This is a genomic window from Streptomyces sp. NBC_00775, from assembly GCF_036347135.1.
In the GTDB taxonomy this organism is placed as follows: domain Bacteria; phylum Actinomycetota; class Actinomycetes; order Streptomycetales; family Streptomycetaceae; genus Streptomyces; species Streptomyces lutosisoli.
The window spans coordinates 4,834,856-4,856,304 of sequence record NZ_CP108938.1; the positions used below are offsets into that span (position 1 = coordinate 4,834,856).

The window sequence follows — 21,449 nt, forward strand, 5'->3', positions numbered from 1 at the left end:
GTCTACTCCTCAACCCACTTCCAGGTGAAGGATCGGGGCTGCGCTCCGATCTCGGACATGAAGGAGTCAGTGCCATCGGCTGGCGGCGGGTTCTGCTTGGAGGCAAGTTCGGGCGCGCACACGTCCCAGTACAGGGTCCGGGTCTTGTACGGCGCGATACCGGCCACCTGCGTCATGCTCTTGTCAGGGCCGTCTACCGAGTCCGGGTACTCGCCTTCAGCGTGCTTCGGTGTGTACATGGTCTGGAACTTCTGCGTGATCGAGTTGACCGCGGTGTCGGACCGGTTTTCGTACACGGTCATCACCTGCACGCACTTGTTCGTCGCGGCCTGATCGTGCCACTCGATCAGGGCCAGCGCCCCCTGCGGAACGTGGGCCTTGACGGGCGCGGGTGTCGTTTCCGGCGCGGGTGCCTCGGAAGCCAGCGCTGTCGGAGTAGCAGTGACCGTTACGGTGGCAGTGACGGTAAGAGTTGCTGTGACTGTGACCGCGGGCTGAGGCGCTGGCCCATCACACCCGGCAACCAGGAGAGCCGTGACGCAGACGCCAGGAGCAGTCAGTGCACCCGCCCGACGTCGACGTCCGGGAGCGAGCCAGCGAGTCATGACTGCCTTTCCGCAAGGGGAGGGAGCCGGGCTGTGCGCGACACCTGAGAAGCGCAGGTGATGTGTGGCGCAGGGCAGGAATCCTAGAGCAGAGCTCCGCCGGGTGTGTAGGGCGGGTGGCGGTTCCGAGATGACCGGGTGTCTCCTGCCCACGAGAGCTCAAAACAGCGGGGGCTGCCTTTCCCGAGGACGATCACATCCATGTGCCGTTGAGTCCGGGGCATGCTCTTGCCGGTCAGTCCTCCGGTGCTTCCCGGTGGGTACCGTCCAGGGTGATGCGGATTCGCGCCACGGCCTCGGCGATTTCCACGGTGTCCTCGTCGTGGGGACCGTAGACCACGCACATGTCGTCGTGGAGCGGTTCGAGTATCCGCCGGGCCTCGACGAGTCGTCCCTCGGAAAGCTCCAGGAAACCGATGGCGCGCCGCAGTTCGATCGCCTCGTCGCAGGCGTCGCTGTCCACGGCCCGCACCTGGCGGAGGACTGCCTCGAACTCCTGCAGGGCGACCGTCACCTGGCCCAGTTCGGCCCGGCAGTGCGCGGCCTGGGCGCGACAGGAGCGTGCCTTCTCGCTGGTGGGCCCGGCGGTGCGGGAGAAGACGCCGGCGAGCGCGTCGAACTCGGGCAGAGCCCGGCGGTAGTCGCCGCCGAGGAAGCGGACCGCGGCCCGCTTCATGCGCAGGTCGAGCACCTCGCTGTTGTCGGAGCCGAGCGCCAGTGTCGGGTGCGCCCTCGTTCCCCACGAAGATGATCGTGCAGACGGCTCAGCTCACACGTCGGCGGAACACCATCACGTTGCGGCGTCAGCGCCTCTCGATCAGGCCGACTGCTAGCCGTGGGATTCCCCGACCGTGAGTTGAGCTGTCCGAAGGGCGCCAAGCAACAGCTGAACTGGGGAAGTTGGACTTCGGTTCCCTGCGATGTAGCCTCGCCTCCAATCGAGAGACGAGGAGACACCATGGTGGCGCGACTCGAAGCGACTTACGGGGACAACGGGGAACGGGAGCACGCCGTCGAGAAATCCGATGCGCTCGCCCGGGCGTTGATAGCGGCGGTGCGCGGCGAGAGAGGGGCTGAACCGTCAGCCGAGGCGAAATTCATGGAGCTGCTGCGGGACATTGCCCGTGCCAGTCAGCTGATCCAGCACCTGGAGGAGTGGCGAGAGCTGGCCATCGTGCAGGCAGACAAGCTGGATGCCGATGCAAGCCGCGTCAACCTCGGAGTGGCAGCGGGCATGTCGCCATCGAAGCTGTACAAGATTCTGGAGAAGCATGGCCGGCCCAAGAACCGCACACCGCTGACTCGTTTGGACCTTGTAGAGAACGCCATCACCGCCGAAGGCGGCGAGTGGGACGCGGCCCGCGTCATCGAGACGCTGGAGAGCTACGGCTTCGAGACGGATGACAAGGGTGCACGGTCGCTGCTGCGAGACCTGAACCGGGACGAGGTCCTGGAGCGGAAGCCTGGGGTCGGGGGCCGCGCGATTTACCGCATTCCCGGGGCACGCCGGGAGTGGCTGTACGTCCTGGACCCAAAGCTGGACACCGTGGACGAGGGGCCGTCGACTTCTGCGCGGGTGTCGAAACTGGCCGGCGTGGACACCGGGCGGGGGCGATGGTGGCTGGGCCGAAAGCTCAAGGAGATGAGAGCCGGTGACCGGTTGTGGATCTACTTCGCAGCACCGGAAAGGAAGATCGCTGCCATGGCCGAGGTGTCTTCGGAGCCGTACGCAGCACCGGCTGGCTCGGAAAAGCCCTACCTGGTCAACGCGACATTGCATGCCGACGCGACCGAGGCGCTGCGGAAGAATCCGGTGACGTTGGAGGCGATGGCGAACCAGCATCCTCAGGGGTGCGTGGGCCTGGCTGATGCGGATCTGGCGCTGGTACTGAAGCATGCGGCTCTGTAAGACGCCATCCGCCGTTCGTCTCCCTCGTGGAGGTTGCTGGTCCCGTCAGGTCCAGGGACTGCCAGCGTCCGGGCCGTCCGGCTGCAGCCCACACTTCGGCGGAGCACCATCACCTTGCCGTGTGAGTGCTTCTCGATCAGGCCAGCTGCTTGCCGTGGGCGAACAGAGCTGCCTCGAATTGATCCGGCAGGACGCCTCAGGCCTGCGCGCACTCATGCACCCCGTCCACGTACAGCCGGTACTGGTCCGTGGTCCATCCGTTCTCCGGCCAACTGGCGTCCACAGCACCCGTGGCGCTTGCCGACAAGTTCCAGACCGGGCGCCGTCGAACACAGCAGTCGGCACCACCGCGGCCCCCGCACCCTTCTGCATACCCCGGATCCCTACGGGGGTAAGGGGCGGCCTACTTCACCTCACTCTGACACTGTGGTGAGGTCGACGGTGGTGAGGTCGACGCCGAGTTCCTGAGCGAAAGCCTCAATCTCGGACAGGGCTGAGCGAAGGTCTTCGGCCACGGACCGGGTCAGTTCGTCGATGGACGTCTGGGGCTCCTTGGCCGCCGACGCCTCGGGGCTGAGGCGGGCGATGTCCAGGTTCACCTGCTTCTGGGCCAGGAGCTCTGCGGCATTGTGGCGGCGGAACCGGTCGGACTGTTTGCGGTGCTTGCGGTCTGGGTCGGACGGGTCGAAAGCCTGCTTCTCGAAGTCAGCCAAGTGCTCGGGCTTCATCGGGTTCTTCTTGAGAGTGAAGCGGCTTCCGGTGCGGAGGTCGTACGTCCATACGTGGGCGGTGTGTGGCGGATCGTCGTCCGTGCGATGTTCGGAGACTGCTTCGAAGAAAAGGACGTGGGCCTTCACTCCGCCGGCGTAGAAGATGTTCTCCGGCAGGCGCAGCATGGTGTGCAGGTTGTAGCCGGTGAGCAGTTCGCGGCGGACCAGATCGCCGACGCTGCCAGAACCGCCCTCGTACAGGACGTTGTCGGGGACGATCACAGCTGCCCGGCCCTTGTCGGTGAGCTGGGTTCCGATGTGCTGAAGGAAGTTCAGCTGCTTGTTGGTCGTTGTCTGTTCGCCCACCCAAAAGTCTGGGCGGTTGTATGTCACGTTGTCGCGGTCGTCTACCTCGGCGTCGGCTTCCTTGCCGGACATCTTGATGCCCGATCGATTACCGAAGGGCGGATTCGCCAGGACCAGGCTGGCGGGCCGCTCGGGGGGCTTGGCCAGGGCGTCGCCAACTTCGATGATCGGCTTCCCGGTGGGGTCACCGAGTGAGTGCAGGAGGCAGTTCATAGCGGCGAGGCGCGCGGTCGCGGGCACGATCTCGTGGCCCCAGATCAACTCCGTGCGGAGACGGTGGAGGTCGTCGTCCGGGAGGTCGTCACCGTATTCGCGGGTGATGTATTCGTATGCGGAGATCAGGAAGCCACCGGTACCGCAAGCCGGGTCGGTGATCGTGTCGTACGGCGTGGGGCGCATGCATCGCACGATGGACTCGATCAGCGCGCGCGGGGTGAAGTACTGGCCCGCTCCGGCCTTGGTGTCCGACGCGCTGCGGGCGATCAATGCCTCGTACGCAGCGCCGTTGATGTCGGAACGAGAGTTGCGCCACTTCTCCTTGTCGATGAGGTCGACGATCAGGCGGCGGAGATGGGCCGGGTTCTCGATGTGGTTGCGGGCCCGGTTGAAGATCAAGCTGAGGGTGGTGTGGTCGTTCTGTTCACTGCGGCGGCCGAGGTCCGTGAGCAGCTTGCTGTACGCCTCCTCAAGCGGGTCGCCCTCGAGGTCGATGAGCTCGGGCCAACCGCGGCCCTGCCACTCGGGAGCGGTGGGCAGCATGTGCTCGTGATCGGCCGGGTCGGGCCGGTGGGCATTGAGCTGCTCCGTCTCGTCAGCCATCTTCAGGAAGACCAAGAGGCTGAGCTGCTCCAGGTAGCTGGAGGCTGAGACGCCGTCGTCACGTAGGACGTTGCAGTATTTCCACAGGCGATCTACGAGCCGGCGGGCTTCCTGATTCACGAGCTGAACTCCAGAGGGAGGGCGGTCTGTTCACCATCGGTGAGGGTGGTGTCGTGCGTGCTGATAGGGCGTGGAGGAGCGGTATCCACCCTCCCCTTCCGTCCAGCGCGAGCTGCCTTCCGAGCGGCTTTTCGATCAGCCTCGGCCGCCTCGCGCTCGACTCGGATTCGCTTGAGCAGCTCCTCGGCAGGCTCGTCAGCCGGGTCCTGCGCAACGAGACGACCGGAGAAGGCCTCGGCAAGAAGGGCGCGGCGCAGAGCGGCGTTGTGCCGGACGGTGCGGTCCAGGCCGAGTTCGATGCGATTGAGGGCAGCGAGGCGCTGCTTGGTCGTACGGATCAACTGCTGCTGTTCCCCACGCGGCGGCACCGGGAACTCAACAGCCTTCAGACGGGCCCCGCTGAGGTGTGCGAGGTTCGTGGTGATGCGCACTTCACGCATGAAACGCCGGGCGTGGAGGTGGCGGCGGAACACCAGGAGCGCCCAGCCGGGCAACACGTCGTTGCCTGCGCGGAAGCGCAACAGGCTATTGGTGAAAGCGACCCCTTCGGGGATCCCCCGGTACATGGCGGGGCGGCCGACGAGATGAGGGCTTTGGCCCTCGTTCAGCAGGATGTCGCCGGGCTCCAGGCGGTACTTGCCGAAGACCCCAGAGAAGTCCATGTCCTTGACGTCACTGCTATCGATGCGGTCTTCGAAGACGTTCGCGACGCGCAAGTATGGACGCATCTTCGGGCCGGTGTGCCAGTCGGGGTGCCGGGCACGACCCAACTCGACGGTTCCGGCCCTGCCGGTCGTCGTAGCCGTCCAGTGAGCAGGCCACTGTTCCGGCTCCGGCACGGCGTCAAGCAGGACGGCCTTGCGAAGGGCAGCGAGGTCGCGGCGGGCGGAGATGACCGTGCGCTCGATGGTGTCTAGCCGGGCCATGCGGATGGCAAGGGCGGCGGCGATGCGGCGCTGCTCAGCGGTAGGTGGGACCGGAAATTCCACGACCTTCAGCCGTGCCGCTGACAGATGCGCGATGTTCGTCGTGATGCGGACCTCGCGCATGAAGCGTCCGGAATGCAGATGCTGGCGGAAGACGAGCAGCGCCCATTCGGGCAAGATCCCGGTGTTGCCCCGGAAGCGAATGAGGCTGTTGGTGTAGGCCACGTCTGCGGGCTCGCCTCGGTACATGGCGGGGCGGCCGACGAGGTGAGGGCTCTGGCCCTCGTTCAGCAGAATGTCGCCCGGCTCCAGGCGGTACTTGCCGAAGACCCCGGAGAAATCCATCTCCTTCATACCGGTCGGGTCGATGCGGTCTTCGAAGACGTTGGACACCCGGAGGTAGGGCCGCATTTCGGGGCCTTCGTGCCAGTCGGGATGGCGTGATCGACCGAGTTCGACGTCACCGACATCCGCTACTGCCGCCCACGCCCACCCCTCCGGCAGCCCTTCTGCACCGGCCCCGCCGCCATCCTCAACCTTGCTTGCGCTCACGCACCCAATTCCCTGTCCAGCTCGTCCACCAGCTCACCCGGCTGCCACCGGCTGTCCTTGAAAGCATCTACGAAGTCGCCGTACCCGCCGGCCGCCGCTCGTCGGCCCTCGTCCAGCGAGGTCACCGTGAGCGTTGCGTTGGCTGCTACAACGTTCACGACCTGCTGTAGCCATGCTTGCTGCCGGTCGTCGAACGCGACGCCTGCCGTCTCCTGGCGGGCGAGCCACGCTTCCAGGCGGCGCTCAACCGTACTGCGATATGGCCGGAACTCTTTCCCATCGAGCCCGAGCTCGTACCGCATGACGGACAGGAACTCGACCAGTCCGGCCTTCCGCCTCGTGACACCCCTGGCGATCTCCAGGTCAACGTATGCCTTCCAGAGCCTGGCCTCGGTCCATTCGCGCCGAGTTGCCCGGACCTTGTCGATCAACTCTCGGAGTTCGCGGAGTACCTCGCGGGGTGGCCGTCGTTCTTGAAAGGCGAGCCGCAGCGGCAGCATCTCGTCCCCGTGCTCGGCCATGTACGTCCGCCAGTCGTCGACGACCTTGCGGGCTTCCTCTTCGTCCAGGAGGCCGCGTGCCTCAAGGAGCTGGTCCTCGCTGAGGTGGTCGATCAGCAGCCAGCTGTCCTGGGCGGCTTTGAGGAGTGCGGCACGCAGTTCGTCACTCACGGTCAGCAGGCCCACGGCGTCAGCGATCTCCACGAACCCGTCCAGCTCATCCGGCTCGTCCGGCGCCGGACTCTCGGCGCGTACCACCGCCGGCTGCTCCGTGTCGGCGGCCCGGACCAGGGAGCGGACCAGTCCCTCGTACGTCTGGTCGGTCTCCAGGTGCTCCTCGATGGCAGCCCGGCCCCGCTCATCCAGGCGGCGTCCGAGACGGCTGAGGCGGCCGGCGAGGGTGGCGATGTCGTCGGGGTGGAGGAGTTCGCCCTTCTCGCAGGCGTTTAGGAGCCGCCTCAGGCTCGGCACGGGTGCGGCGTCGTCTCGTACCAGCGGGCGGGCGTCGGTCTTCGGATGCTCGGTGACACCCACCGCGTCGACGATTACGAACCGGTCCTTGTGGACGGCGTCCGCTGTGACCTTCACCAGATCGGCGTCCTTGACGGTGCGGGCGCCGCGTCCCTTCATCTGCTCGAAGTACGACCAGGTCTGGATGTCCCGCATGAAGACCAGGCACTCCAGGGCCGGAATGTCCGTGCCGGTGGCGATCATGTCGACGGTCACAGCGATGCGCAGGTCGCGCTTGTTGCGGAAGTCGGACAGTGCCTTGTCGGGGCGGGATGCCTGGCTGGTGATCTTCTTGCAGAAGCCGTCCCCGGCCCCGAACGCAGCACGTACGGCCTCCACGATGGCGTCGGCGTGCAGGTCGTTGTGGGCGAAGATGAGCGTCTTGGGGACGATTTCCCGGCTCTGGATCTCGCCGGTCTCCTGGTCAACGGTCGGCGGGAAGATCTCCGTGAAGAGTTTGTCGCGAAAAGTCTCCACGACCAGGCGGATCTGGTCGCCGGAACGCACCCGATGGTTGACCTCGGTACGGGCGTAGGGGTCGTCCTCCTCCACGGTTTGCCACTGCTCGGCGCGGGTCAGTTTGTGGACCTTGGCGATGACCGAGTTGACCTGCTGGACGGTGTCGTCGGGATGGACCTCCGTGCTCGACGCGGGGATGACCGATCCCTGCTGGGTGATCCGTGTGCCGATCTTGTAGATGTCGTAGTCGACATTGACGCTGTCGGCGACGGCCTGTTCGTACGTGTACTGGCTGACCAGGTTGTTGTCGAAGAAGGCGAAGGTCTGCTGGATCGGCGTCGCGGTCAGACCGACCACATGGGCGTCGAAGTACTCCAGGACCGGGCGCCACCGCCCGTAGATCGACCGGTGGCACTCGTCGACCACGATCACGTCGAAGTGGTCGGGCGGCAGGTCGGGGCAGTAGCTCACGGACGCCACGCGGCCCGCCAGCCGGTCGGCCCGCTCGGTCTCGAAACTCTCGTCGTCCTCGGCCGGCACGGGGATCCCCGAGAGCTTGCACCACAGCCGCTGGATCGTGGAGATCACGATCTTGTCCGAGTCCGCGACCGCGCCCTTGCTGAACAAACGCAGCGGCATCTGCTCGTGCAAGGGCGTCTTGGCCCCGAGCGGTACGAAGTCCCGGTACTCGTTGTACGCCTGTCTGCCCAGGTTGTTACGGTCCACCAGGAACAGCACCCGTCGGGCGCGCGCGTGGCGCAGCAGGCGGTAACTGCTCTGGACGACGGTGTACGTCTTGCCCGCCCCGGTCGCCATCTGGATGAGGGCCCGCTGGTCGTCGCGGGCGAGGGACTTCTCCAGCGCCTTGATGGACTTGTACTGGGCGGAGCGCAGCCGCTTGTGGTCGAGGCGCACGGCGGGGAGCTTCCGCAGCCGGGCACGGAAGGTCGGAGCGGTCGGCATTCGCTCAGCCTCCCGCATCCAGCGTTCCACCGTGGCGGGCTGGTGGGGGGCGAATACACGACGGCTGCGAGCACCGCCCTGAGGGGTGTCAGGGGCGGAAATACCGTCAAGGTGTTCGGCGTCCAGCACATTGAGGAACCGCCAGGTGACGCCGTTGGTGGCGTACTGGAACGGCAAGGGCTGGGCGCCTCGCCACGCCCGGTCGGCATGTCGGCCCGCGACCCGGGCGGCCTGTTCGGCCGCGGCGTCGAGCAGGACCTGCTCGTCGCTCTGCGCGGGACCGGCGGCGACAATCCCGCAGAGCTGACGGTGTACGTACAGCGTGAAGAGGACCAGAGCTGGCGAGACCGGGGAGCGCACCGCCTCATGGGCGACACCTATCTCACGGTCGCCGGGCCCGTAGACCCGCCAGCCCGAGGCGGCCAGGGCCGCTTCCACTGTCCTGGCCCACTCCGGTGCGGCGCCGCTCATGGGCCCTCCCCAGTACGTCGCTGTGCGGACCGGTCAGTTGTCCGTACACCGATTACAGCAGCCGGTGTACGCGGCCCGGGAGTGTACGCAAAGATCAAGCCCGGGACTGCCGCTGTCACCGGCGGTCCGTACAGTGGGCGACATCACACACGGCGTACGAGATGTCACGCCAGGGGAAGGGCAGGGCGGTGTACGTAGCGGGGCTCAGGGTTGACGGGGTGCGTGGTTTCCACGGACCGCGCGCCTGCGACCTCGATTTCACCCGGCCCGGCGGCGGATACGCGGGCTGGACCGTGATGGCTGGGCGGAACGGCTCGGGCAAGACCACCCTGCTGCGCTTGCTCGCGCTCACGCTGACCGGGGGACGCCGCGCACACCAGCTGGAACCGGAGCTGGAGGACTACCTGACCCTCGGGGCCACCCACGGCTCTGTGGTGGCCAAGATCCTCGCGGACCGGGCCGCCGACACGATGGCTCCAGCCGGGGGCGAACCAGCAGAGGTCAGGCTCGACTGGCGGCCCGAGCAGGACGATGGCCTCTTCGACGAGCCCACAGAAGACTTCGAGCCGCCCACCGAAGTGGTCTTCACGGCCCCCCGCACCCTCACCTCCGCCTTGTGGTCCTCGGCCCCGCCACCCGGCTGGTTCTGTGCAGCCTACGGACCCTTCCGACGTCTCACCGGCACCGGCCTTTACGAGCGCACTCCGCCGCAGCTGGATCGGGCCACCGCACTGCGCACCCTCTTTGAGGAACAGTCGGCCCTCACCGAGGCCTTCGACTGGCTGCTCTCCCTCCACCTGCGCACCTTGGAGGCGCGCCCTGGGATCGGCGAGCTCAAGGCTGGGGTACTCAGGCTGCTCAACGACGGCGACGGCGGCGACGCTCTGCTGCCGGACTGCTACCGCATCGAGGACGTGGACTCGGACGGGATGTGGCTGCGGCGCCAGGGTGACAGCGGCCCGGAGGGCGCCCGGATCGAGCTGCGGCGGATGAGCGACGGGCAGCGGACTGTGGTCGCCCTGGTCCTGGACATCGTCCGGCAGATGCACGCGGCATACGGGGTCCTCGCGTTCGAGGAACGGGCCGGCGGCACGGTCGTACTGCCGCATCCCGGCGTGGTACTCATCGATGAGATCGACGCGCACCTGCACATGACCTGGCAGAAGCGCATCGGGCAATGGCTCACCGCGCACTTCCCGGCAATCCAGTTCATCGTCACCACTCACAGCCCGTACGTCTGCCAGGCAGCGGACCCAGGCGGGCTGATCCGGCTGCCGGGGACGGGCGAGCAGGGGCCGCCACAGGTAGTGGACAGAGATCTGTACGGGCGGATCGTGTACGGGACGGGGGACGATGCGGCGCTCTCGGACTTGTTCGGCCTGGACTCGCCGTATTCCGACGAGGCGCGTCATCTGCGGGACAGACTGGCTGAGTTGGAGTATGACGTTCTGCTCGGGCGGGCCGATGCCGAGCAGACCGAGGAGTACCTGCGGCTGCGCGAGCGCCTCTCCAGTTCGCCGGTGGCCCGCGTCGATGAAGTGATGGAGCGGTACCGGCTGTCCCGGGAGCGCGACGCGTGATCCCGATTCAACGCCTCGGGTTACCCGAGGCCGTCATCGCACGGATGACAGTGCTCACGGGGCGGATCAGGCTCAGGGACGTAGCAAATGGTGCGCGCAAGAAATACGCGGACAACCTGTGGAAGGACGAGGACGAGGTCAAGCAGGGGCTGCGTGCGGTGCTCCTCAGAATGGCCCCAGGAGTCCTCGGCTGTTGCATGTACTGCGGTGGGTTCACCGCGACCGACATCGAGCACTTCGAGCCACGGGAACACGACGCGCTCAAGACCTTCTTCTGGCCCAACCACCTTCTGGTGTGCGGCCCGTGCAACAGCACATACAAGCGGGACTGGTGGGAGTGCGACGAAGAGACCGGTGAACCCTCGTTGATCGACCCGACCCGGGACGACCCGTTCGACCACTTGCTGCTGAACCTCAGGGAAGGCAAGTACCGCGGTGAGACGGACAGGGGACGGACGACCGTCAACGTGCTCGGCCTCAACCTGCCCGAGAGACGCCTGATAGCCGGCCGGAAATTGGCGCAGCTCAACATTCGGAGTGTGGTGAGAGACTGGGGCCGAGCCCGGCAACAGGGAGACACAGAGGCCGAGCGCGATGCCCTCGACGTACTGAAGGGGCAGCCGTTCGCCGACGTGTGGCAGGCAATGCTGCGCCAAGCCGTGCTCCCGGGAGCAGCCTTGGTCATGAGCGACGAGCCGCCTGAGGTTCTCTCCCTGCTGCGGAACGAGGAACTGCGCGCGGCGACGCTGATCGAGTTCCCTCTGCAGCCGACACCGGCGAAGGGCGCCTAATGGCCGCTCTCCGGAGATCAGTTCTTATGCTGCGTCGCCGCCCACAGTGCTGAACCTACGACCAGGCCATGCCTTCGGCTACCCCCTCGTCCTCGCGGTGATCGCCACCGCCTGCTTCCTCCTCCACCGCAGCTTCAAGCACAACGGCTGGCTGTGACATCCGGCCCCGGATTGGGCCAGTTGCACCGGCGCTGACCGTGAGCGCCGGTAGTGCACGCGTCGTTGTGCGTCTATGACTCCGAGCGTGTCGATCGAAGGCCGGAGCGGCGGATGACAGCGTGACAGCGGCTGGCTATGTTCACGAGAACCGACAGCAGTTGTTCACGAGACCGGGAGGCGTCTGCTTCGTGGAGAAATCGAACTAAGCAGGTGTGTTGACTTGCACGTACCGGGAGGCGGACCATCTCACTGGCCGACTTAAAGGGCTGTCCCGCAAGTGCCATAAGGCGTGGGAACTGCGGCTTCCGGAGCCGGGGTTTCCCGAGCCCTCCGCACAGCTCACCAGCTGGACGGTTGAGGGGATAGCCGACCGCTGCGGGTGCCATCGCCGACTGCGGCTGGCCCGCCCCGACGCTGGCGGGCATCCTCCATGCATGTCCACTTCACCCATGGAGCACCCCGTCGTTTACGTCGACGAGTCCGCCAACTCGGGCCAGAACCTCCTCGACCCACACCAACCTGTCTTCACGGTGGCCGGAGTTCACCTGCCTGACGACCTCGCCGCCTCCATCGTCGACGAGGTCCGTGGGCAGCTCCCGCGCAATCTGCGCGAGCCGAAGTACACGTCGTTGGCGGGTTCCAGCGACGGACGGAAGGCGCTGATGAACGCCTTCGCGCGCCTGCCCGAGGGGAGCGTGCGGACGTATCTGGTCCACAAGCGATTCATGGTGATGACCAAGATGGTCGACGTCATCGTGGAACCCATGGCGCACCGGGACGGCTACAACCTGTATGAGGGGAAGGAGACCCTCGCCCTGGCGAACATGCTGCACCTGGCCGGCCCGGTCATGGGGGATGCGGACGCCTACGACCGGATGCTCCAGGCGTTCGTGAACTGGGTCCGGCAGAAGGCCACTACCGACGAGCTGTACGCGGCCATAGCCGCCCTCAAGGCCTCCGTGCAAAGCGAGCAGTTCACCGAGTACGTGGAGGTCCTGGAATACGGCCGACCCGTCGCTGACGAGACCGCAGCGGAGATCTCATCCCAGGGGCGTCGGGACGAGCTGGATCCGGCGATCCCAAGCTTGTACTGCCTCGCCACCACGTTCGGTCAGACCCTGGGCAAGTTCCGCCTGGTGCACGACGCATCGAAAGTAGTCGACCGCAACACCACCCGCTTGCACACCGTGCACTTCCTCCCCGACCCCGCACGGCCGGGCGAGTTCATGAACCCCTTCATGGGCGCCATCGAGTTCGCGGACAGCAAGGACCACCCGCAGCTCCAGGTGGCGGACTGGGCTGCGGGCGCGACACGCCAGTGGGCGAAGTGGATGGCAGGTGGCGGCGGGGACCAGTTCTCCCGCGAGTTGGAGCCGGTTGCCCGACCCTGGCTCATCGGCGGCATATGGCCGGCTCCCGTGGAGGGCTCAGAGACATGATGGCGACGAGGGGCGCCTGCAGGATCTGAACAGGCTCCCCTGAAGTCGGAGTCGCCCTTGGACCACACCACCAGGAGGAACCAGTGTCATACCCGCAACTGCTCACCCCCGAGGAGAAGCTCGCCGACGCGAAGAAGCTGTTGAGCCTCCCGCGTATCGTCGTGATCTGCGGCTCCACCCGCTTCATGACCGAGATGAACGAGGCCGATCTGCGGGAGACCAAAGCCGGAAGGATTGTCGTCAAACCGGGCTGTGACATGAAGTCGCCGCACGAACTTTGGTCCGATCCTGCCGACGCCGAGGCGCTGAAGGTTCGACTCGACGATCTGCACCGAGCGAAGATCCGGCTCGCGGATGAGGTGCTCGTAGTCGGCGACTACATCGGAGACAGCACCCGAGCCGAAATCGCCTACGCCCGGTCGCTGGGCAAGCCCGCGCGGTTCACGCACCCCGAAGTCGACCCTGACGCCTGACCGCCCGCTGCCACTTCGACAACCAGGGCCGGCAGCCCGCCGCCTGACCGTCTCGCCGTGGCTTCGGCCGCCGCCCACCCCGCACCCTCCGCAGGCATCCCTTGGAATTTGTCATCTAGGCCGCCCTGGTGCCGTGACCGAGTCATCCGTTTCGCCCTTCCTACTCCGCGAACGGCGCTGCCGAGATGCTGTTCGAACAGCAACGCCACCCACTGCCTTCCGGTCTCGTGAATATCTGCTGTCGGTTCTCGTGAACAAAGCCACAGCGGCCCTACGGTGCCCACAAGGAGTCACGCTGACGGCATGCGACAACGGTCGCCCTGGGCTGTTTTCTGTTGGGGCCGTTTCTCGGCGCCTTGGCCAGTGCTCCCACGTCACGGAGATGCTCGAGAAAGCCGACGCTGCGTCGCAGGCATAGCGCAACGCTCCGCGCTCCCCACGGGACTAGAGGTCTGAGCGAGTCCGACTGCGCGGCACGTGGGCGGAAGGAGGCCCGAGACGGGCACCACCGCTGTCCGCAAGAAGATGCAGCGGCTCACCGGCCCAGCCACGAGGCTCAGCATCAAGGCCACCCTCTCCTCCACGCCGAGCGCGGCCGCCAAGGATGAGCTGATCGCCAAGAACGCACGTCCACTTCCTCACCCTGCCCAAGGTCACCAAGCCCCGCGCCCTCGCGTGGACCGCCCCGCGGGTTGCCCGCTGGAAGCGGACCGGCGAGAAACCGTCCCCGGTCATGGTGTGAATCCTGAAGCAGACCACGGAGTTCCTGGACTCCATCGTCGGCGACCGGCAATTCCACGCCTGGAGCATCTGGTGGGACGGGTGGGTTGAGCTGTCCTGGCTGATGCGGATGCCGACCCACGCGTACCAGACCGTGCTGCCTGAGATGCACGCTCGCAACCGCCTCAGCCTCCCTGAATCCCATCTCCACATACCAGGCAGAGAAGAAGGGACTAAATACGGATGAACTGGACTCTTACTGACTTTGTTGGCGTGATGTCGTGGCTGACAAGCGGTGGTTGCCACGGTAGGCCGGTCATATGAGGTATCCGCAGGGAGGCGGGCTGACCTCGGAGCGACGGGCGTTTCGTGAGCGCATCCGGGTGCCGGCGGCCGAGTTATTGGCCCTGGGGCACGACAATGCCGCGGTCGCCAAGCGGTTACGTGTCAGTCCCAGAAGGAACACCGGACAGACGACACGGGTCCTACACGGCGACTGATCGCAGACGGGGTCGGAGACTGCTCACAGGCCCAGACGTTCGACTTCGGCAATCCGAGCTCGTACGGATGGGTCTTTGGCGAGGCTTGGGGGGAGCTTCGTCGTCGTGGTGACGTGGGCGGAGACAATCTGCTTCACGGTCACCCCCTCCACCCCAGTCAGTGCAGCGCCATGCAGGTCCGCGTCATACAGGTCAGCGCCACGAAGATTCGCGCCATGCAGGTCCGCGCCGTACAGGTGAGCGTTACGGAGATTCGCGTCATGCAGGTCCGCGTTGCGCAGGCTCGCGCTAAGCAGGAATGCCTCGCGCAGGTCCGCGCCGGTCAGATCCGTGTCGGACAGATTCGCCCTATACATGCTCGCTTGGGTCAGGTCCGCGTCGTTGAGGACTGAATCATGCAGGTCTGTGCGGGCCACGCCCGCGTTGCGCAGGTCCGCGTGCCGCAGGTCCGAGCTGTGCAGATCCGCGTCGCTCAGGTTCGCGTTGCGTAGATCTACGCCGGCCAGGTTTGCCCATGTCAGGTGTGCGTCGATCAGGTCTGCTCTGAATAGGTGTGCTGAGTGGAGGTCGGGCCGGAAGCCTTCGTCATGACTTGAGTCGCGTGTGGCAAGCACGGTGAGCGCGGCTTGGACGTCGGCTGGGACCTCCTTTCCCTTCGGCAGAGGTTTGTCGGCGTGTGTACGAACGTAGGCAGCCAGGAGGTTGGCAATGGTGGGGTGGTCGCGAGTGGAGTCCACCATGATGCGCTGCAGAGCGTAAAGACCTCCCATCCGTACATCCATGGCGTCATCACCGAGGTTCGTGACGGCTGCGGTGTACCGGTCGGTAATCTGCCCTTCCTTGCTGATCCCCAGCTCGTTGTTCACCTGCTTGATGGAGTACACCGAATACCCCAGGCCGCCCAGAGCCACGACGGCGGTTACGACGAATGAGAGGAGCTCGATCCTCCGTGGCCGTTCCAAACTGGGCTGGTGTGGTGCGACGTCATCGGTGTTGGACATGTTTGACCCCTTCCACCATGCAAGGGTTCTGGGAACAACACCTTGGACTGATGGGGCCGATAGGGGCGGCGTCTCCCTGTCCCTGGTGAACAGGTTCAGGCTGGTCAGCAGTCGATAAGCGGCGGAGTGCAGTTCTTCGTCGTAGGTCAATGGGTTGCCCGAGTCGGTGTTGGGCTCGGTGGCCATAGGTGTCCTCGCGGTGTGGGTCGGGCCGCCCACCTGGTGGGGTGGGCGGCCCGGCGGGGTGCGGGGTCAGGAGGTGGCGGGCTTGGCGGGGGTGCCGCCGGGCCGGGAGGGGCGGTCAGTACAGGTCGCCGATGACCTCGGCGATGGCCTGGCCGATCGCGGTGAGGTCGTCGGTGGAGGTGAACGGCAGGTGGAGGCTGTCGCCCTGGGCGTCGTTGCGGATGTAGAGGTCTCCGGCCTCGCAGACACCGACCGTGAACGGGATGTGGTCGCCGCTGTGCAGATGACCGGTCGTTCCCCAGGGGCCGGGCAGGGCTCCCCACTGGTCCCCTAGGAACTCAAGGGCGGCACACGCGACGGCGTGGGGAGTGTGGGGGTGCCGCTCGGGCTGGTCGTAGAAGCTCGTGGCCATGGGGCGGTGTATTCCTTCCTGGTTGCTGCTCGGGGTTTGGGTAGGGCCGCCCACCACTGGGGTGGGCGGCCCGGCGTGGGTGTGGGGTCAGGAGGTGGCGGGCTTGCTGGCGCGCTTGCGCGCGGGGCGCGGCTTGGGCTCGGCGTCGGCGGCGGGGGTGTCGGCCTTGGCTGCGGCGGGCTTGGTGCGGCGGGTCCGCATCGGGATGGCCTTCGCGGCGGGCTCGGCGGGGGCCTGCGGCTCCGGAGCGGGCTCGGTCGGGGCCTGCGGCTCGGGCGCTGCCTCGGGGACAGGGGCAGACTCGTTCAACACTTCGGACAGTGCGCTGTCGAAGGCCTCTTCCCACGGCCGGTGGCCGACGTACAGCGGCTTGGTGTCGAAGGCGGGCAGCAGGCGGTCGGTGATCGCGTTGTAGAGGACGGTCGCGGGGTCCCTGTCGGCTTCGAGGCGGCCGATGTGGACCCAGGTGTGCCAGCGGTCGCCGTGCGGCAGGGGGGCGATGCCCTCGATGGGCTCGTGGTCGGCGGGCTCGGTGCCGCCGGTGGCCCACAGCTGGATGTTGCTGCCATTACCGAGGAGGCGCATCCCGATCTGACAGTCGCGGGGGCCGTCGAGGCTGACGATGTCGTCGATGATGAGTTCGTTGAGCGTCCAGCCGAGGTAGCCGCCGAGGGTTTCGGCGGTGGCATGGAGGGCTGAGGGTGCGAGCTGCACTGGGTTCTCCAAGAGGTCGGTTGGTGCTGGTTGGGGCCCCGGCCGGGTGGGGCGGGGCTGCTGGGGGTCAGGCCGGGAGGCTGTCCAGGAGGGTGCGGGTGGCCTGGACGAGCTGGGTCACGCCGGCGAGCTGGGGGGTGTTGGCTTCCTCGCTGCAGGCGTAGTTGCTGGCGATGCTGAGGGCGTCGCGGGCCTTGTCGGCGTCGCCGCGGCCGAGGAGGCGACGGGCGGTGTTGAGCTGGAAGGCGACGACTCTGAGGGCTGCATCCTGTTCGTCGCACGTCGAGTGGATGGCGAGCTGGCGGGTGCGGTCTGCCCACTTGCGGGCGGCGGCTTCGAGGTCCGGGAGGTCGAACCGGAGGTCGAGGGTCGGGGCTGAGAGCTGCATGGGGGTCTCCAAGGGGTCGGGTGGTGCTGTGCGAAGGCCCCGCCCTGGTGGGCGGGGCCGGTAGGTCAGGAGGGGAGGGCCGATCCCCCTCATCCTCTTATTTTATGTGTCAAGAGGGTTTGGGGCAAGAATTCTTCCGGGATAACCCCAGGTCAGACGGCCTGTGCGCCGGTCAGCCGGTCGACGAGCGCGAACGCTTCCTGGGCCGCGTCGACCGCCGCGATGTAGCCGAGGATCTGGTCCCGCTCCTCGAACAGGTGCTTGCGCTCTCGCGCGGTCCGGTCCGACAGGCCGCCGTCGGCGAGGGTGTCGCCGCAGGCGATGACGACGTTGGGGCCCAGGCCCCACACGATCGCGTTGACGGCCGCGCCGGCCGCCGCGAGCGGTTCGAGTTCGTTCAATGCCCACGCGTAGTCGGCGGGGTCCGCCTGCAGTTCGCGCAGATGCTGGGCGGCGGCGCGGAACATGCCGCCCGTGCCGCCAGCGGGCTCGTGGAACCGCCAACCCTTCTCGGGCAGCTCGTCGCCGAGGAGCATCCTGGCCATCAGGTCGCAGAGCTCCGGCGGCGTGTGGTACTCGCCGAGGCCCTGCTTGGCGCCGTGCGAGCGGAGCGAGGTGATCGTCCACGACATCACGTCGGTGTCGGAACGGTTGTAGGGGTCGGGGTCCCCGGTCAGCTGCAGGATGCCGTAGCGCAGCGCCGTCTCGGTCACCCGGCGCACCGCGTAGGCCTTCTCCTCCACGCCGTCCTCGGTGAGCCAGCCCATCAGCGGGGCCATGCGAGCGCCCAGGTCGGGCCGGTGGGCCCAGGCGTGCGCATAGATCTCGCGGTAGCCCTGCAGGAGCTCCCAGTCGGTCGAGTTGCTGATGATGCGGGTGACGTCCTCGGTGTGGCCCTTGATGGGGAACAGGGCCAGGCCGCCGATGATGCTGACGGGGATGTCGATGCGGTAGCCGCCCCAGTTGGAGGCGTGCCAGGTGTCGGCGACGGCCTCGCCGAGGCGCTGCCCGGCGTCGCGCGGGTTGCCGATCAGCAGCGGCGCTATGCGGCGCGGCGCGGGGATGGAGGTCTGCACGGACGGCAGCTCGGGGCGTGGGTCGGCGAACAGGCTGTCGGGCTCATCGTCGGCCGCCACGACCGGGCGGGGTTCGGGCGCGGGCGCCGGGCGAGGCGCGGGCGCCGGGCGGGGCGGGGTGCGGCGGGCGGTGAAGGTCTTCGGGATCTCCTCGGCGAACAGGTCCAGCTGGTCCATCGGTTGCTCCTTGAGGTGTGGGTATGGCGGCGCCCCGCCACCCGGGCCGGGTTCGGCCGGGGCGGCGGGGCGCTACAGGCGGGTTGGTGTGGGGTCAGGGGCGGTCGCTCGCGCGGGTCACGGTGTCGGCGAGGCAGAGGACGGCGGCGGCCAGGCCGCTGAGCAGCTGGGTGATCTCGCCGGCGTCGTGGGACGTGACGTCGCTGGGGATGTTCCTGGCGGCGTCCTCGGCGATCTTCCGCAGATCCCCCGTGCTCGGCCCGCTGGACTTGGGTTCGGGCTCTGGGGTCGGGCCTTCGCGGCGGGCTTCCACCACGTCGTCCACGGCGGTCAGCAGGCGGCCGGGGCGCTGGCCGAAGTACTCGCGGTCGCCCCAGTAGTGGCCGAGGGCGAGGCGGACCCTGCCTTCGGTCTCGTCCCAGTCGGCGTAGACCGAGTACAGCTCCTCTTCGGGGTCTGCCTCCACGAGCAGGGCCGGGGTGAGGGTCTTGCGGCCGGCCGGAACGACGGCGGTCACTACCGGGGTGATGCCGAGCCCGTCGAGAGCGCGGTTGATGCGGTGGGCCTGGTCGACGGCGGCCAGGGTCTTGTGGGCAACGGAGGCTTCCTGGCGGCGGGCGTAGGCGCCTTCGGCGTCGGCGAGCCACTGCCGGTCGGTGCCGTTCACGGCGGGTTCCCTTCCGTCGCCGTGGAAGGTGTCTGGCGCGGCCGGGGCGTCGGGGGCCTCCTGCCAGGTCCACTCGCCACCGCCGATGCCATACAGGCCCTCGGCGTCGGGCTGGATGATCGACGTGGCCGACTCGGCGCCTGCGTCGAAGTGCTGCCAGCGGACGAGGAGGACGACGACGCGGGGCTCTCCCTGGTCGGTGCCGCCGTCAATGACGTGGACGGTGTCGACGCTGTCGTAGCCGCACTCCTCAGCCACGTCCTGCGTGCGGGCGGCGATCTTGCGGACGCTGTCGAGGGTGAAGTACGGGCGGAGCCAGCGGTTCCAATCGTTGGTGGGGTCGTACTTGGCTTCGAAGGGGCCGAACGTGTGGTCGATCCAGACCCGGGTGTCGATCACGGGTTTCCTTTCGGCGGGGAAGGGGCCGGGTCCCGCGGGTGCGGGGCCCGGCCCGGTGGTGGGGGCGGGGGTCAGAGGTCGGAGGTGGCGGTGGCGAGCGCGTTGACGAGCGTCGCCACGGCCTCCTGGGTTCTCCCTGCGACCGCCAGCGCGGCGTACCGGTAGAGGGTCGCCGCGGCGGTGGCCGGGATCTGGTCGGCGTACTGCTCGAACGTCAGCTCGCTCTGCCGCGAGGCCCGGTGCTGGAATCCGGCGCGCAGCGCGGCCGTGGCGATGGCGTCGGCGTAGCGGACGGACCGGCGGGGCAGGTCCAGGTCCTGCGCTGCGCGGGCGAGGGACTGCCCGGCAACTGCGAAGACCTGGCGGCCGTGCGGGGCGGGGCGGCGCTGGGCACGGCAGGCGCGGCGGCGGGCGCGGACGCTGCGGATGCGGTCGACGTCGTGCAGCTGCCGGGCGGTGCGCCGGGCCTCCTCGCTGGAGGCGGCTTCCACCTCGTACGCGGACAGGCAGCTGACGTACGGGTCGCTGCGCTGCTCGTCGAAGGCGTCGCCGTTGGCGGGCTCGACGGCCACGATGCGCATCGCGTACGGCTCGTCATTGAAGACGACGAGCCAGCGGCTGTTGGGCGGGTCGAGGGTGGACATGCGGGACTCCAAGAGATCGGCGGTCAAACCAGAGTTGTGGCACATGTTGGAGCCGGGCGGTGGGGTGTCCTGCCGCCCGGCCCGGGGGTGTCAGCAGGCGGTGGGGCGGGGGAAGGTGACCACGAGCGCGGTCGCGTTGTCGCGGCTCTCGTCGTGGCAACGGCCCACGGCCAGGGCCTCGGCCACCAGCGACCCCGCGGTGTCCTTCGCGTCCAGCGCGAGCTCGGCGGCTGCCTCCAGCAGGCCCGGCTCGTGGGTCTCCAGCGGGTGGTACACCCCGTCGGAGCAGAGGATGAGCTGCGCGACCAGGTCCACGTCGACCTGCGCGCTGCCGACCTCGCCCTCTTCCAGGTTGGCGGTCACCGAGTTGTGGTCCCACTCCTTGGGGGTGCGGCCGGCGTCCAGCAGTTCCTGCGCGTAGTTGTGGTCCTTCGTCAGCTGGTGGAGACCTGCGATGTGGGAGAGCCGGTAGGCGCGGGCGTCGCCGGACCAGGCCAGCCGCAGCGCGGGGTCGCCGTGGTGGTAGACGGCGACGACTGCGACCGCGCCCGGATCCATGGGGTGCCAGCGCCGCGCCCCTGATCGGGCGAGGATCTGGGCGCGGATCTGGGCGATCGCGTCGGCCGGGTCGCCCGAGAGGGCGGCTTCGCGGGCCAGCGCGGGCGCCCACCGGCGGACGTGGGCCTGCACGTCCGCCTCGTCGCCGATGCCGTCGAGGACGACGAACGCCCACCGGCCGCTGGCGTTGTCGCGGCGTACGGCGTACGTGTCGCACTGCAGGTCGCGGGTGCCGATGTCCTGGGCGGCGGACACCGCGGGGCCGCCGTCGACGACGCTCGCCGCGCGTTGCAGGCTCGCCCAGTGTGCGACCAGTTCGGCGCTCGCGGCCGGGAGTGGCTGCAGCAGGCCGTCGCCATCCGGCGCCCCGGTGACGATGACGGGGCCGCGCAGGTCCGGGCCGGGCCCGCCGGCGAGGTCGTGCCAGGTGCTGAGCGCGACCTGGTTGCGGGGGCGCTGGTGTGCGTTGGGGTTGGCGTGGACGGTCAGGTGGCGGCCGAGCCGCCAGGCGCTGGCCGGGCCGTCGAGTTCGGCGGCGATCGCCCTGTGCTGGCGATCGGCGTCGTCGGCCAGGGGGAAGTCCTCGATGTGGCCGCCTGGCTCGACGTACAGGGCTTCGGTGTTCACGGTGGTCCTTTCTGATGCGGGGGGGGCG

Annotated in this window: 18 protein-coding genes and 1 pseudogene; 6 read left to right on the forward strand and 13 right to left on the reverse strand. The window is 67.8% G+C overall.

The annotated features are described in order from the left end of the window. Positions 1-2: 2 nt before the first annotated feature. Positions 3-311: a hypothetical protein gene (locus OIC96_RS21450; protein ID WP_330306288.1), complete on the reverse strand. Its 309-nt coding sequence runs from the start codon at positions 309-311 to the stop codon at positions 3-5. 529 nt (positions 312-840) lie between these two features. Continuing rightward, the gene (locus tag OIC96_RS21455) at positions 841-1,296 is read right to left on the reverse strand and encodes a hypothetical protein (protein ID WP_330306287.1); all 456 of its coding nucleotides are present in this window, start codon (positions 1,294-1,296) and stop codon (positions 841-843) included. A 267-nt stretch (positions 1,297-1,563) separates the two neighbouring features. Between OIC96_RS21455 and OIC96_RS21460 the strand changes: the two genes are divergently transcribed. Then, positions 1,564-2,514, forward strand: a complete 951-nt coding sequence (locus OIC96_RS21460) for a hypothetical protein (RefSeq protein ID WP_330306286.1) — start codon at positions 1,564-1,566, stop codon at positions 2,512-2,514. 413 nt (positions 2,515-2,927) lie between these two features. On the opposite strand, the gene OIC96_RS21465 is transcribed toward OIC96_RS21460, so the two are convergent. Genes OIC96_RS21465 through OIC96_RS21475 form a run of 3 tightly spaced genes read right to left on the reverse strand, consistent with a single transcriptional unit; the run spans position 2,928 to position 8,910 of the window. Continuing rightward, the gene (locus tag OIC96_RS21465) at positions 2,928-4,529 is read right to left on the reverse strand and encodes a class I SAM-dependent DNA methyltransferase (RefSeq protein WP_330306285.1); all 1,602 of its coding nucleotides are present in this window, start codon (positions 4,527-4,529) and stop codon (positions 2,928-2,930) included. Further along, positions 4,526-6,007: a restriction endonuclease subunit S gene (locus tag OIC96_RS21470; protein ID WP_330306284.1), complete on the reverse strand. Its 1,482-nt coding sequence runs from the start codon at positions 6,005-6,007 to the stop codon at positions 4,526-4,528. The genes OIC96_RS21465 and OIC96_RS21470 overlap by 4 nt, the downstream gene beginning before the upstream one ends. After that, a complete protein-coding gene (locus tag OIC96_RS21475) occupies positions 6,004-8,910 on the reverse strand; it encodes a DEAD/DEAH box helicase family protein (RefSeq protein WP_330306283.1) in 2,907 nt (968 codons plus the stop codon). Before OIC96_RS21475 ends, OIC96_RS21470 begins: the two co-directional genes overlap by 4 nt. A gap of 161 nt (positions 8,911-9,071) precedes the next feature. Between OIC96_RS21475 and OIC96_RS21480 the strand changes: the two genes are divergently transcribed. From OIC96_RS21480 to OIC96_RS49895, 5 genes and pseudogenes are all read left to right on the forward strand, one after another. Continuing rightward, positions 9,072-10,490 (forward strand): AAA family ATPase, encoded by a 1,419-nt coding sequence (locus OIC96_RS21480; RefSeq protein WP_330306282.1) that lies wholly within the window; start codon positions 9,072-9,074, stop codon positions 10,488-10,490. Then, on the forward strand, positions 10,487-11,281 hold the full coding sequence (locus OIC96_RS21485; protein ID WP_330306281.1) for a hypothetical protein: 795 nt from the start codon (positions 10,487-10,489) through the stop codon (positions 11,279-11,281). Before OIC96_RS21480 ends, OIC96_RS21485 begins: the two co-directional genes overlap by 4 nt. 593 nt (positions 11,282-11,874) lie before the next feature. Then, positions 11,875-12,879 carry a DUF3800 domain-containing protein gene (locus OIC96_RS21490; protein WP_330306280.1) on the forward strand — a complete coding sequence of 335 codons (1,005 nt, stop codon included), beginning with the start codon at positions 11,875-11,877 and terminating at the stop codon, positions 12,877-12,879. Positions 12,880-12,962: 83 nt separating this feature from the next. Further along, a complete protein-coding gene (locus OIC96_RS21495; protein WP_330306279.1) occupies positions 12,963-13,352 on the forward strand; it encodes a hypothetical protein in 390 nt (129 codons plus the stop codon). 1,040 nt (positions 13,353-14,392) lie between these two features. Further along, positions 14,393-14,530: pseudogene (locus OIC96_RS49895) on the forward strand (IS630 family transposase); the annotation flags it as partial. 65 nt (positions 14,531-14,595) lie between these two features. Here OIC96_RS49895 and OIC96_RS21500 read toward each other — a convergent pair. From OIC96_RS21500 to OIC96_RS21535, 8 genes are all read right to left on the reverse strand, one after another. Next, a complete protein-coding gene (locus OIC96_RS21500) occupies positions 14,596-15,759 on the reverse strand; it encodes a pentapeptide repeat-containing protein (protein WP_330306278.1) in 1,164 nt (387 codons plus the stop codon). 115 nt (positions 15,760-15,874) lie between these two features. Further along, on the reverse strand, positions 15,875-16,171 hold the full coding sequence (locus OIC96_RS21505) for a hypothetical protein (RefSeq protein WP_330306277.1): 297 nt from the start codon (positions 16,169-16,171) through the stop codon (positions 15,875-15,877). Positions 16,172-16,258: 87 nt separating this feature from the next. Beyond that, positions 16,259-16,885: a hypothetical protein gene (locus OIC96_RS21510; RefSeq protein ID WP_330306276.1), complete on the reverse strand. Its 627-nt coding sequence runs from the start codon at positions 16,883-16,885 to the stop codon at positions 16,259-16,261. A gap of 67 nt (positions 16,886-16,952) precedes the next feature. Then, positions 16,953-17,273: a hypothetical protein gene (locus tag OIC96_RS21515; RefSeq protein ID WP_330306275.1), complete on the reverse strand. Its 321-nt coding sequence runs from the start codon at positions 17,271-17,273 to the stop codon at positions 16,953-16,955. 152 nt (positions 17,274-17,425) lie between these two features. Further along, positions 17,426-18,526 carry an N-6 DNA methylase gene (locus OIC96_RS21520; RefSeq protein ID WP_330306274.1) on the reverse strand — a complete coding sequence of 367 codons (1,101 nt, stop codon included), beginning with the start codon at positions 18,524-18,526 and terminating at the stop codon, positions 17,426-17,428. 94 nt (positions 18,527-18,620) lie between these two features. Further along, a complete protein-coding gene (locus OIC96_RS21525) occupies positions 18,621-19,592 on the reverse strand; it encodes a hypothetical protein (RefSeq protein WP_330306273.1) in 972 nt (323 codons plus the stop codon). A gap of 71 nt (positions 19,593-19,663) precedes the next feature. Then, on the reverse strand, positions 19,664-20,236 hold the full coding sequence (locus OIC96_RS21530) for a hypothetical protein (protein ID WP_330306272.1): 573 nt from the start codon (positions 20,234-20,236) through the stop codon (positions 19,664-19,666). Positions 20,237-20,326: 90 nt separating this feature from the next. After that, positions 20,327-21,421, reverse strand: a complete 1,095-nt coding sequence (locus OIC96_RS21535) for a PP2C family protein-serine/threonine phosphatase (protein ID WP_330306271.1) — start codon at positions 21,419-21,421, stop codon at positions 20,327-20,329. Positions 21,422-21,449 lie beyond the last annotated feature (28 nt).

Bases quoted from the DNA above. Each gene is read 5' to 3' on its own strand.
- OIC96_RS21475 (WP_330306283.1), bottom strand. From the start codon at position 8,910: ATGAGCGGCGCCGCACCGGAGTGGGCCAGGACAGTGGAAGCGGCCCTG.
- OIC96_RS21460 (WP_330306286.1), top strand. From the start codon at position 1,564: ATGGTGGCGCGACTCGAAGCGACTTACGGGGACAACGGGGAACGGGAG.
- OIC96_RS21515 (WP_330306275.1), bottom strand. From the start codon at position 17,273: ATGCAGCTCTCAGCCCCGACCCTCGACCTCCGGTTCGACCTCCCGGAC.
- OIC96_RS21490 (WP_330306280.1), top strand. From the start codon at position 11,875: ATGTCCACTTCACCCATGGAGCACCCCGTCGTTTACGTCGACGAGTCC.
- OIC96_RS21500 (WP_330306278.1), bottom strand. From the start codon at position 15,759: ATGGCCACCGAGCCCAACACCGACTCGGGCAACCCATTGACCTACGAC.
- OIC96_RS21520 (WP_330306274.1), bottom strand. From the start codon at position 18,526: ATGGACCAGCTGGACCTGTTCGCCGAGGAGATCCCGAAGACCTTCACC.
- OIC96_RS21480 (WP_330306282.1), top strand. From the start codon at position 9,072: ATGTCACGCCAGGGGAAGGGCAGGGCGGTGTACGTAGCGGGGCTCAGG.
- OIC96_RS21505 (WP_330306277.1), bottom strand. From the start codon at position 16,171: ATGGCCACGAGCTTCTACGACCAGCCCGAGCGGCACCCCCACACTCCC.
- OIC96_RS21530 (WP_330306272.1), bottom strand. From the start codon at position 20,236: ATGTCCACCCTCGACCCGCCCAACAGCCGCTGGCTCGTCGTCTTCAAT.